We start from the raw sequence: 12304 nt of genomic DNA on the forward strand, positions 1-12304 counted from the left end.
CAGAATGTAAGCTAGCGCACCGCAGAAGACTGCTCCGATCGACGCAGCCACGATGAACGCTATGACATAAGCGATCAATACGATGCCAATCCCCATATGTTCGTCAGCTTCCTTTGTCCATCGTCAATTAAAGCGGGTATCAAGACGTTATAAGACATTCGCTAGAAGTAGATATCACACGACTCCTACAGTGCGGAAGGCAAGCTCCTTGAAATTCGGGTTTTCGGAAACATCATTTATCTGGTTCGCAATGACCCATACCCAAATACGAATCCTCAAGACAATCGCTTGTCCCAAGGCATATCCTGATCCCCCATGCGATCGAACCTCCGCACCGCCCCGCTCTACTCTCTCGCCCTTCTCCTCGCATCCGCTCAAGCCCAAACACCGGACTTTGGCCCGAACGTCGCCGTCTTCTCTTCCTCCACGCCCGCGGCCACCATCCAGGCCGAGATCGATCGCGTCTACGCCATCCAGCAGCACAACGAGTTCGGTCCCCAGCGCAACGCCTTCCTCTTCCTCCCCGGTGACTATCACCTCGACATCCCCATCGGCTTCTACACCGAAGTAGCTGGCGTCGGCGCAATGCCCGAAGCCACCCACATCTCCGGCAACGTCCACGTCGACGCCGCCTCCCGCCGCAACAACAACAACGCCACCACCACCTTCTGGCGCTCCGCCGAAAACTTCTCCGTCACGCCGACCAGCGGCATCATGCAGTGGGCCGTCTCGCAAGCCGTTGCCATGCGCCGTCTCCATATCCACGGCGACCTCGTCCTCCATCAGCACCGCGGCTGGGCCTCCGGCGGCTGGATGTCCGACACCCTCGTCGACGGCAATGTAGACTCCGGCACGCAACAGCAATGGATCTCCCGCAACAGTGACTGGAAGAGCTGGACCGGCTCCAACTGGAACATGGTCTTCGTCGGCGTCCCCCATCCTCCCGACGGCGATTGGCCTGTCCCTCCCTACACCAAGGTCGCCCTAACTCCAATCGTCCGTGAAAAGCCGTACCTCGAAGTCGACGCCTCCAACCACTGGTCCATTTGCGTTCCCGACCTCCGCCACGACACAACTGGCGTCTCCTGGAACACCCCCACTCCCGCCCCGGCGCGCGCCATCCCCTTCTCCAAGATCTACATCGCGCACCCCGACCGCGACACCGCCGCCACCATCAACGCGCAACTAGCCCACGGCAAACATCTCCTCCTCACGCCCGGCACCTACAATCTCGACGAGCCCATCCGCGTCACGCATCCCAACACCGTAGTTCTCGGCCTCGGCTTCGCTACCCTGCACCCCACCCACGGCAACGCCGCCCTCACCACGGCCGACGCCGACGGCATCATCCTCGCCGGCCTCCTCATCGACGCTGGCGAACAACTCTCCCCTGTCCTAATCCAGATCGGCCCCAACAACTCGTCCGCCCGTCACGAACGCAACCCAATCTCCCTCAGCGACATCTTCTTCCGCGTAGGCGGCGCTGGCATCGGCCGCACCAACATCAATCTCGAGATCAACAGCAACGACACCCTCGTCGACCACACCTGGATCTGGCGCGCCGACCACGGCGCCGGCGTCGGCTGGGACAAGAACCTCAGCAACAACGGCCTCGTCGTCAACGGCAACAACGTCACCGTCTACGGCCTCTTCGTAGAACACCATCAGCAGTTCCAGGTCCTCTGGAACGGCAACCACGGCCGCACCTACTTCTACCAATCCGAGATCCCCTACGATCCACCCACGCAGGCCGCCTACTCTAGCGCCCCCGCCACCGACGGCTGGGCCTCCTACAAGGTCGCCGACACCGTCACCGACCACGAAGCCTGGGGCCTCGGCGCCTACAGCGTCTTCACCTATCCCGGCGTCTTCCTCTCCCACGCCATCGAAGCCCCCACCACCCCCAATGTCCGCTTCCACGACATGATCACCGTCTGTCTCCTAAGCAACGGCGGCATCCGTCACATCATCGACAACCAGGGAGACCCTACCGTCTGCGCACCACCGAAACGCGTCGACCCCAAACTCACCCTCTACCCAATCCCTAACTAATACGCACTAGCATCCGTCAACAGCGCCAGCTGCGCCGCCGACAGATTCAAGTCCACCGCCGCAAACAACGCCTCCATCTGCTCCGTGCTCGTCGCGCTGGCAATCGGAGCTGTAATCGTCGGCTGCTCCAGCAGCCATGCCAGCGACACTGCCGCCTGCTCCGCGCCCGTCTCTTCCGATACCTTCTTCAACGCCTTCAAAATTTTCATCCCGCGTTCATCAAAATACTTCTGCACGCGCCCCTCGCGATTCTTTCCCTTCGCGTCCTCTGCGCTCTGATATTTCCCCGTCAAGAATCCCGATGCCAGCGAAAAATACGGAATCACCCCCAGCCCATACTTCTCCGCCACCGCCGCCAAGTCTTCCTCATACCCCTGCCGATCGTAGAGGTTGTACTCTGGCTGCAGCGTCTTGTACGCTGGCAGCTTCTGGCGCTCCGCCAGCTCCTCCGCCTCGGCCAGCCGCGCACCCTTGTAATTCGACGCGCCGATATACCGCACCTTCCCCTCATCAATCAACTGCGCATACGCCTCCAGCGTCTCCTCCAGCGGCACGCTCTCATCATCCGTGTGCGACTGATACAAATCAATCCGGTCCGTCTGCAGCCGCTTCAACGACTCCTCCACCTCTTCCAATATGTATTTCTTCGAAAGCCCTTTCCCGCCCGACTTCATCTCCATCCCTACCTTAGTGAGCAGCACCACCTCGTCACGCTTGCCACTCTGCTTCAGCCACTTGCCAATGATCGTCTCCGACTCTCCACCCACATGCCCCGGCATCCACACCGAGTACACATCCGCCGTATCAATGCAGTTAAACCCGCGACCGACCCACGCATCCAGCAGCTCAAACGAGCGCGCCTCATCCACCGTCCACCCAAACACATTCCCGCCAAACACCACCGGGACAATCTCCAAATCCGTATCACCCAAACGACGTGTCCGCATCCTCACACCTCCATAAGCATTGGACATCATTCACGCCGCAGAAGATGCTACATCGTTAATTCATCCACCGTTTATCATTCGGATCGCGCGGCTTTCCATCAGGATCAACATACCGCCCATCATCATCCAGACTCACATCCTTGCCCTGCTTGCGCATGTATACCGTGAACTTCTTCGCTGCGCGCCGCCGCTTTGCGCGATAGTACGAATTGCGAAGCCCAAACCATCGCTCCGAGACCCCAACACGCACACCACGTCGCGGCGCCCACACCACGAACGCATACCCCACGAGCGCATTGCAGAGTGCCACAAGCGCGCCGAATTTCTCTTTACTCGTTAGCTCGATTGCCAGGTAAAACAACACATAGATCACCGCGAGATATTTCGCCTTGATCCAAAACAGAAAATTTACCTTTACCGACTCATTAGCATGCAGCTTGCCATACGCCACCATCACCGCCAGCAGGAACGGCCACATCCCCGCCGCCGCCACATCTCTTCCCAGCCCCTCAACCCGATCCCCCAATGCCAGGCTGATCACCGTCGCGATAATCCCGCCAACCACGCTCGTCACCAGGAAAAATTCAATCAACCATCGCGGTCCACGCTCCTCTTCCAGCGGCGTCGCAAAGAACCATAACGAAAGCAGCGATAACGCCACGCTGAAAAACGCATCCTGCACAAATGGATACGTCACCAGCTGCCATATCTGCGGGTGTAATGCCTCCCCCGCATGCAGCCTGAAAAAATTAAGCGCCAGCCCCTGGAACTGCTCCGACACCAGCCGTAGCGCCGCCGTGGCAAAGTACACCACAACGCAAGTCAGGATAATTTTCCGCGTGACTCCGCGAAACGGTGGAAGCATCAACGCGATCGGGCTATCAGATCTAAACGCCATACAAACTCTTCCTCAACATCTACTTCCGCTCGGGCACCGGCGGCACCGCTAGCGACCTGTCTCCTGCCGCGCTCACCGCACGCACACCAAACAGCACATTATCTTTACTCACATCCAACGTCAGATGCGTCTCCGCACCCGCACTCTGGCTGTGCGTCCAAAGATTCTCATTCGTGTCCCGCCAAACCACCTCGTACGTCGTTCCCTGCGGCGCAAACGCCGAAGCGTCCCACTGGAGGTTGCTGTAATTATCCAACTCCTTGGTCACAACCCGCACATGTTGCGGCTCACTCGGCGCCGCCGCTAGACTCGCCATCGTCAGTGCATTCAGCTGTGCCACCTTCGCCACGTACGCAAAGTCCACAAACTTCAGCAAGTCGCCGTACACCACGCCATTCTCCGTGCGCAGCGTCTGGTGCTGATGATCGAAGTTCTCCCGCCATTCTGTAAACCGCACCGCCGGAAACCCCTCCGCGTTGAAGCTCGTATGGTCTCCACCGCGCAGATACCGATCCCGCCGCAGAATCATCACTGGATGAAACGGCGGCACCAGCCGGATCAACTGGCTCCGCATCCCACCCTTCAGCGCCGCCGGCCGCTCCGTTGCCGGCTTGAAATACGCCGGCGCCAGCTCGACAATCTGCCGCGCCAATTCCCTCGACGGAGAATCATTCTCCGCGCCCAGCCCGAGCGTCATCCGCTGCTCTCCCGGTGTCGCCGTTGCAGGAATACTCTCGCTGAACACCCGCACCACGTCCTTATACTGCCCCGTCTCGCCCGGCGTCGTGTCGCCGCCCACAATGTCGTTGTTCAGCACAGCCTTCAGCGGCCAACCCTCCGACTTCGCAAGCTTCGCCAAATGCGCAGACCCAAACAGCCCCTGCTCTTCTCCCGCCACCGCCGCAAACACCATGGTACCCGGCAGCTTTACACCCGCCTTCGTCAGCCACGCCATCGCCCGTGCCGATTCCAACGACACGGCCACGCCGCTCGCATCATCATTCGCCCCCGGCGATGTCAGCTTGCCGTCCATCACATCCGTCGCCCGCGAATCGTAGTGCCCCGTCACTAGTACCCACGGTGCCTTGTCCCCACCCGTCCCATGCAAAATCGCATACACATTCACCAGCTTCGTCGGCCGTGTAACCCGGGCTCGCGGATCAGTCGACGCTGGCTGCACAAACTCGTCCCGCTTCACCTCCAGGCAGCCGCCACACTCCTTCGAGATTGCCTCAAACTCGCTTGTAATCCAATCCGCCGCCGGCAAAATCCCTTGCCCTTGCGGCAACTCCGTGTCCATGCTCGACAGCGTGCTGCGCGTCCCAAAGCTCACTAGCTTCGCAATATCGGCCTGCACCTGCTCCGCGGAAACTCCCCCCAGCGCCGACTTCACCGCCGGATCTACCCGCAGCGGCGCCAGCGTGGTCGATCCCGTCGCACCCACCGGCATCTGCGCATGCACACCCGCCGCTATCCCCGCCAACAGACCGCACACCACCGCTATCCGCTTCATTCCTGCCTCCGCCTTGCAAGATGCACCGTATTCGCCCCCCCTTGCATCTCAAGGTTGACGAGCCGCCACTGGACCGCTAGAACTAGAAAAGGTGATTGTGGCGCCAGCTCCATCGTACTAGCTCAACCGCTCTAAATTAACACCGGCTTCGTGCCTGCAACAGAGGAGATCGTATATGTCAGTCGTTTGCCCAGAGTGTGACAATCCCTTGGACATCGATGTCGACGATGTCGAAGAAGGTGAGATCATTCAGTGCGATGAATGCGGAACGGATCTCGAAGTCGTCTCCAGCGACCCGTTGGAATTAGCTCCAGTCGATGAGGAAGGCTACGATGATGAAGATGACGCTCTGCCCGCGGATGAAGAGGATGAATAGTTCCATCAGCCGTCGCAACCTGTTTCTTTCCCTTATCGCCTTCGCAGCCTGCGCTCTCCTGCTCGCGGGTCCGCTTGCCGCGCTCGCGCAGAAAAACGTTCCTCGTGAGCGCATCGTCGAAGGCAAGGTCGTCAACAAGGATGGTGGCCCCATCGGTGGCGCGGTCGTCTACCTCAAGAATTCCCGCTCTAACGGCGTCAAAACCTACATCGCCGACGAAGATGGACACTTCCGCTTCGGCGAACTCTCCCAGGACACCGACTACGAGCTCTGGGCCGAGTCCAACACCGTCCGCTCCAAATCCCGCCAGATCAGTTCCTTCGATAATGAGAACAAGTTCTACTTCGTCCTCAAAGTCAGCGTTGCCAAATCCGCCTCGCTCGACACTCCGTCGGTCTCTGCCACCGGCCTCACGCCCCAAACCTGATAGCAACACGCTATTCGTGATGCATCGCAATCACCGCGTCGACCATCACCTTGAGCGCCTCTTTTGACTTCGCGTTGCATTTGAAGACCAGCAGGTAATCCCCGGCGCGCGTAACAAGTGCCGAGTCGAACTCAACCGTGGGGATCTCGTAATCGAGCTGATGAAACGTTGGCCCGTCCTTCTGAATCCTCAACTGCTGCCCATCAAGAACCTCTCCGGAGTCCCAGCTCTTCCGAACTTTTTGCAGAAAATCCTTTTCATCCAAAACGTGATTTGGCGCAACGTTCAGCTTCACAGCTAACAGGATAATTCCGGACGGAGCATTCCCTTCGCGAGCCGCCAACAGTAGAACCTCATGATTCCCCCCATGCGCGTTGAGCGACCCCAGATCGACCGCATGAAGATTGGGCGGCAGGGTCAGCGAAATCCTGAAGTATGTGTTGGAGTACACGTTTCCGCGGACCGATCCATCCGCCGCGGATTGCCCCACCGCAGTCACCGCGCCAAACATGGCAACCACCAAAGCCAGCCTAAGACTTCGTCTAACCACTGTCACCTCGCAACAACACCCTCATCGTAGTCGCCATCAAGCGAAACTTAGGCGAATATAATTTGTAGTGACCCCATGAGCCCCCCCGCTCAACCCGAGCTCTTCGCCTTCCTACACATCGACCTCAACAGCTTCTTTGCGTCCGTAGAACAGCAGCTCCATCCCGAGTACCGCAACAAACCCACCGGCGTCGTCCCCACCATGGCCGACACCACATCCCTCATCGCCGCCAGCTACGAGGCCAAGGCCCTCGGCATCAAGACCGGAACGCGCGTCAGCGAAGCCAAACGCATCTGCCCCGACATCATCCTCGTTAACGGTGACCACTCCACCTATGCCGAGTACTCCCACAAGATCGTCGCCGCTGTAGAGCGCGTCTGCCCCGTAGCCCACACTCCCTCCATCGACGAGATGGTCTGCCAACTCCTCGGCCGCGAACGCAATCCACCCGCTGCTCGCCAGATCTCGCTAGCCATCAAGCAGGCCATCAAGGACGATGTCGGCGAGACCCTCCGCTGCTCCGTCGGCATGGCCCCCAATCGTTACCTCGCCAAGATCGCCAGCGACATGCAGAAGCCCGACGGCCTCATCGGCCTCCTCCCCAGCCAGCTCCCCAACTCCATCGCGCACCTCGCCCTCCGCGATCTCCCGGGCATTGGCGCGCGCACCGAAGTCCGCCTCAACGCCAAAGGCATTCGTACCATGCCTGACCTGCTCGCCCTCGACCGCACCGCCATGCACGCCCTCTTCGACTCTGTCTGGGGCGACCGCATGTACCACTGGCTCCGAGGCAACGACACCGGCGACGACGGCGCACCCGTTCCCTCCGAGCTCCAGAAGTCCCTCGGCCACTCCCACGTCCTCGCCCCCGAGCACCGCTCCCCCGAAGGCGCCTGGGCCGTCGCCCACAAGCTTCTCCACAAGGCCGCCATGCGCCTCCGCATGGAAAAATTCTTCTCGGGCTCCCTCGCCGTCACCATCAAGTACTCGCTCTCGCGCGAACAATCCATGCACGCAGAAAAAGTAAAGAAGCATCTCAGCGGCATCACCCAAACCGGCTGGGGCATGGAAGCTCGCTTCCGCCCCTGCCAGGACACGCTCTCTCTGCTCGAAGCCCTTCAAGGTTGCTGGAAACAATCCCCCGCCGGCCCCGAGAATCAGAAGCCCTTTTTCGTCGGCATCACCCTGCGCAATCTCATCCCCGAAGCCGACATGCAGACCTCGCTCTTCGAAGAGCCCGGCAACCGCAATCAACTCTCCGCCACCATGGACAAGCTGAACCTCAAATACGGCCACACCACGCTGCACTTCGCCGGCATGCTTCCCGCCCGCGACAGCGCCCCCACCCGCATCGCCTTCACCCAAATCCCCGTCCAGTACGGCCACGAATACATGTAGCCTTGCCCATCTCTCACTATCGTGTAAACGCATCATCCGGCGAGCCATGATTAAGCGTCTTGCGCGAATAATCAAAATGGTGTTTCAGCTTCAGGAAGTGCTTCTCGTACAAGTGGTAGCTGGCATACGCCGCAACAATCGAAATCCCAAAGCACGCCAACCCGGCGCCTACCACCGCGACCGCCTTGTTATGCGTAGCTTCCAGCAGCGCCATTCGCAAAGGTATCGCCAGCGCCGACAGCACCAGCACATGCAGCACATATAACCCATAGCTATACTTGCCGAGGAACCGCAACCACCCTCGCTGAAAGATCCACGAGCACACCGATCCAGGCATCAGCGACCACGCAATCAAACAAGCAAACCCAATCGAGAGTACCGTATAGCTCAGTCCCTCCGACCAGAGAAGACTTCTCGTGGGAGCTCTACCGAAGTGCGCATTCGAGAAACTGCTCATCGCTCCATAGGACGCGACGGCCGCCATACACGCCCACGGCGCCCATCGCTTCACCGTCTGCCAATCGGGCGAGCGGTACAGCAGCGCGAGTACGCCGCCTAACAGCAGCGAGTCAGCCCGGCAGATCGTCGTCTCGTGTATCGCAACGGTCGAGGCTCCTAACAGCAGCATGGCCACCCGCACTACCACGGCTCCGGCCGAACCGATCAGCATCGTGCGCAGCAAGCCGCTTCGTGTTCGAACCCAGAAAACCACTGCGGGCCATACCAGATAAAACTGCTCCTCTACCGCCAGCGACCAGAAGTGATATAGCGCAAGGTGCTTCCCCGGTGCAAACTCCGCAATTGCTTCCGGCCTCAGATTCTGCAGATACAACAGCAGCAGCCATCCCATGCTGCCCCAGTGCAGATGCAGCGGGTAGGTCAGCAGCAGGCACACCAGGAGAACGCCGTAATACAGCGGAAGAATGCGCAGCGCGCGCCGCGCATAGAACTTCCGAAAATATCCATCATCTTTCAGCGAATCGAAAAGAATTCCCGTTATCAAAAATCCTGACAACACGAAAAATAGGTCTACCCCTGTATTTCCGTAGTGCAGCGATTCCCCAATAACGCGATAAACAAATCCCCGGGATTCATAGTCGGATTCAAACGCATGGCAGCCAATCACCATCAGGATGGCGAGTCCCCGCACGCCATCCAACGCAAGCAGATGGCCACGCGCGACGTGTCGCTCTCGCCCTGCAATTAAAATGGCTTCGGTGCCCAAGGACCTAAGTTTATCAACTGTCGACATCGTATCCTTCCACCACTCAGCGAATTCATCCTTCCTTCGTTACTGCTACCATCGAGAGGAATGCAGAACAGCAGCAACGGCCATAGCGTAGCGGAGGGAAGCCCCTACGCGCGCCATCTTCCCGCGCTCGACGGTGTCCGTGGCTTCGCGGTCCTGGGCGTTGCCTGCTCTCATCTTTTTCCCGGCACCCCCCACTCCGCCTTCGAATACTATGTCCACAGCTTCTTTGCCTTTGGCGCCACCGGCGTCGATCTCTTCTTCGCCCTCTCTGGCTTCCTTATTACCGGTATCCTCTACGACTCGCTACCCGATCCCGGTTTCTTCCGCAAGTTCTACGCCCGCCGCGTCCTCCGCATCTTCCCCCTCTATTACGGAGTCCTCGCCGTCTTCGCCCTTGCAGCTCTCGTCTTCGGCCTCAACTTCCATAACGAGCTCTTCTCGCTAGCCCTGTATCTCCAGAACACCAACCTCATCGCGCAACGCATCCGCGACTACCACGGACCCACGGCTCTTCCGCTCACACATTTTTGGTCGCTCGCCGTCGAAGAGCAGTTCTATCTCGTCTGGCCCATCACCGTTTTCCTGTTGCGCGCACGTCGCCGTCTTCTCGTCTTCTGCGCTGCTGTCCTGCTCCTCAGTCCCATTCTCCGCGCGTTCCTTCTCCTGCACGCCGCCAGTTACTTTATGGTCGAAACCAATACCCTCTGCCGCTCAGACTCTCTCCTCGCCGGTGCTGCCCTCGCCCTTCTATTCCGCAGTCGCCTCCATGATCGCGTTCTCGGCGCCGCGGCCTGGATCTTCCTCGCCGGAGCTGTCTCCGCGGTTCTTCTTGTCCATCTGTCCAACTATGGACCCTTCCTCAATACTCACTTCGGTTACCAGATTTTCCTTGCCTTCGAGTTCTCCGCCATCGCGCTCGCCTCCGTCGGCGTCATCGCCCTCTCCCTTGGTTCGGCTCTCATCTCGCGCCTCTGCACACTTCATCCCATGCGCTGGCTGGGCAAATACAGTTATGGAATCTACGTCCTCCATCTGATCCTCTTCTCCTATCTCGAAGGGCCCTTGCGCCGCTTCTTCAGCACTCACTTCACGCCCAACAAAGCTGCCGTCGTCGTCGCCACCGGCCTGCTGATCTTCCTCATCAGCCTCCTCGCCGCCTACCTCTCCTACCACCTCTACGAGAAGCACTTCCTCCGTCTCAAGCGCTTCTTCGACTACCGCCCCCAGCCCAAAACCGTCGCCTGACCCTCCATTCCCCACGCCACGCCTCCACCTCGTGGGATAGAGCAATATTCCTGTAGGTCTAGTACAGGAATTCGACTCCTATAGGCGTTTTCCCCAATGAAATCATCACTGCACGACATTTTTGGTATACCCAGCAACAGGAAAATGCTCTAGTAGTTCTAGCGCCATGTCCACGCCGCCCTACACCGGCCGTCTCGCTCCCTCCCCCACTGGCCTTCTTCATCTCGGCCACGCTCGCACCTTCTTCATCGCCCACCAGCGCGCCCGGGCCGCCAACGGCACCCTCTACCTCCGCGACGAAGACCTCGACCCCCAGCGCTCGCGCCCCAACTTCTCCATCGCCATGCGCGAAGACCTCCTCTGGCTCGGCCTCACTTGGGACGCCGAGCTCCGTCAATCCGACCGCCTGCCCCTCTACCTCGCCGCCCTCCACCAACTCCTCGCCGCTGGCCTCGCCTATCCCTGCTCCTGCTCCCGTCGCGATCTCGCCCTCTCCGCCCATGCGCCCCACGAAGACCCCGCCGCCGAGTCCGACGACGAGCTCCTCTACAACAACCGCTGCCGCCCCACTGGCCCAGTCGCAAATCTCTCTGGCCCGGCCGCAGATCTTTCAAACGCTCGCCGTCCGCGCAGGACCTACCGCTTCCGCACTCCCGACCACACTCCCATCTCCTTCACCGATCTCCACGCCGGCCCTCAAACCTTCACCACCTCCACCGACTTCGGCGACTTCCTCATCTGGCGCAAGCCCCTCACCTCCAATCCTTCTGACATCGGCCTCCCCAGTTACCAGCTCGCCTGTGTCGTCGACGACGCCCTCACCCACATCACCGAAGTCGTCCGTGGCCGCGATCTCCTCAAATCCACCGCCCGCCAGATCCTCCTCCAGCGCGCCCTCGGCTACTCCACCCCCACCTACTTCCACTGCGACCTCATGCGCGACAGCGACGGCCTTCGCCTGGCCAAACGCCATGACGCCCTCGCCCTCCGCACTCTCCGCGCCAACGGCCTCTCCCCCGCCGATATCCTCGCCATGTTTTAGCCTCCTCACCCAAAAGGGTTGCCTCATCCCCTCCGAATCCACGCATCAACTCGCTTCATCCTCCCTGCATCTCAATGCGAATGAGAATCTCTCTGTCCATAATGTCCAACACGTTTCACAGAACAATTCGCACTACAACCCTGATCGCCAGTGCGCTCCTTTTCGCCGTCGGCTGCAAAAAAACGACTGACACCTCCGTCAACTACAAATCCGCCATCAACGCCTGGTACTCCGCGCACCCCGCCTGCCTCTGGTCAGAATCGCAAAAGCTTCCCACCCAGGTAGCCGCGTCCAACGACGATCAGACCGCTCCCTACGCCGCCCTCGTCGACCAAGGTCTCCTCACTCGCACCACCAGTGAAAAAAGAATCCTCATCATCTCCAAGCAGGAGATCAACTACGACCTCAGCGATCAGGGCCGCGCCGCCTGGACCCCCGATCCCAACCAGCCCGGCTACGGCAACTTCTGCTACGGCCATCGTTCCGTTTCATCCATCCAGTCCAGCACCCCCAGCAGCGGTCAGCCCGGCGACACCACCACCATCACTTACCAGTACAACTTCTCCGGCGCACCCGCATGGGCGCAGGCCGCCGAAACCCAGAA

General features: G+C 59.8%; 12 protein-coding genes. 7 read left to right on the forward strand and 5 right to left on the reverse strand.

The genetic code is table 11. The annotated features are described in order from the left end of the window. Positions 1–315: 315 nt before the first annotated feature. Positions 316–2052, forward strand: coding sequence for a coagulation factor 5/8 type domain-containing protein (locus GSQ80_RS06740; RefSeq protein ID WP_158786899.1), 1737 nt, complete (start codon positions 316–318; stop codon positions 2050–2052). Here GSQ80_RS06740 and GSQ80_RS06745 read toward each other — a convergent pair. From GSQ80_RS06745 to GSQ80_RS06755, 3 genes are read right to left on the reverse strand one after another with little or no spacing between them, the layout of a single operon-like run. Continuing rightward, positions 2049–2999, reverse strand: a complete 951-nt coding sequence (locus GSQ80_RS06745) for an aldo/keto reductase (RefSeq protein WP_158786900.1) — start codon at positions 2997–2999, stop codon at positions 2049–2051. The genes GSQ80_RS06740 and GSQ80_RS06745 overlap by 4 nt on opposite strands. Before the next feature lie 55 nt (positions 3000–3054). Next, positions 3055–3897: a rhomboid family intramembrane serine protease gene (locus tag GSQ80_RS06750; protein WP_158786901.1), complete on the reverse strand. Its 843-nt coding sequence runs from the start codon at positions 3895–3897 to the stop codon at positions 3055–3057. A 19-nt stretch (positions 3898–3916) separates the two neighbouring features. Then, complete coding sequence (locus tag GSQ80_RS06755) at positions 3917–5410, reverse strand: M20/M25/M40 family metallo-hydrolase (RefSeq protein WP_158786902.1); 1494 nt, start codon at positions 5408–5410, stop codon at positions 3917–3919. A gap of 175 nt (positions 5411–5585) precedes the next feature. Between GSQ80_RS06755 and GSQ80_RS06760 the strand changes: the two genes are divergently transcribed. Further along, on the forward strand, positions 5586–5786 hold the full coding sequence (locus GSQ80_RS06760) for a hypothetical protein (RefSeq protein ID WP_158786903.1): 201 nt from the start codon (positions 5586–5588) through the stop codon (positions 5784–5786). Beyond that, on the forward strand, positions 5779–6213 hold the full coding sequence (locus GSQ80_RS06765; RefSeq protein ID WP_158786904.1) for a carboxypeptidase-like regulatory domain-containing protein: 435 nt from the start codon (positions 5779–5781) through the stop codon (positions 6211–6213). Before GSQ80_RS06760 ends, GSQ80_RS06765 begins: the two co-directional genes overlap by 8 nt. A gap of 10 nt (positions 6214–6223) precedes the next feature. Here GSQ80_RS06765 and GSQ80_RS06770 read toward each other — a convergent pair whose 3' ends face one another. Next, on the reverse strand, positions 6224–6763 hold the full coding sequence (locus GSQ80_RS06770; RefSeq protein ID WP_216850168.1) for a hypothetical protein: 540 nt from the start codon (positions 6761–6763) through the stop codon (positions 6224–6226). Between the two features lie 75 nt (positions 6764–6838). Here GSQ80_RS06770 and GSQ80_RS06775 point away from each other — a divergent pair, with 75 nt between their 5' ends. Beyond that, the gene (locus tag GSQ80_RS06775; protein ID WP_158786906.1) at positions 6839–8161 is read left to right on the forward strand and encodes a DNA polymerase; all 1323 of its coding nucleotides are present in this window, start codon (positions 6839–6841) and stop codon (positions 8159–8161) included. A 16-nt stretch (positions 8162–8177) separates the two neighbouring features. On the opposite strand, the gene GSQ80_RS06780 is transcribed toward GSQ80_RS06775, so the two are convergent. Beyond that, positions 8178–9413: an acyltransferase gene (locus GSQ80_RS06780; protein ID WP_158786907.1), complete on the reverse strand. Its 1236-nt coding sequence runs from the start codon at positions 9411–9413 to the stop codon at positions 8178–8180. 60 nt (positions 9414–9473) lie between these two features. On the opposite strand from GSQ80_RS06780, the gene GSQ80_RS06785 reads away from it, so the two are divergent. The 3 genes from GSQ80_RS06785 to GSQ80_RS06795 form a co-directional block, all read left to right on the forward strand. Beyond that, entirely contained in the window at positions 9474–10658 is a 1185-nt protein-coding gene (locus GSQ80_RS06785; RefSeq protein WP_158786908.1) for an acyltransferase, read from the forward strand. Between the two features lie 166 nt (positions 10659–10824). Further along, positions 10825–11700 carry a glutamate--tRNA ligase family protein gene (locus GSQ80_RS06790; protein WP_158786909.1) on the forward strand — a complete coding sequence of 292 codons (876 nt, stop codon included), beginning with the start codon at positions 10825–10827 and terminating at the stop codon, positions 11698–11700. A 101-nt stretch (positions 11701–11801) separates the two neighbouring features. Then, on the forward strand, positions 11802–12304 hold a 503-nt coding region (locus GSQ80_RS06795), incomplete at its 3' end, for a hypothetical protein (RefSeq protein WP_158786910.1).

It is taken from the genome of Granulicella sp. L46, assembly GCF_009765785.1.
GTDB lineage: Bacteria > Acidobacteriota > Terriglobia > Terriglobales > Acidobacteriaceae > Granulicella.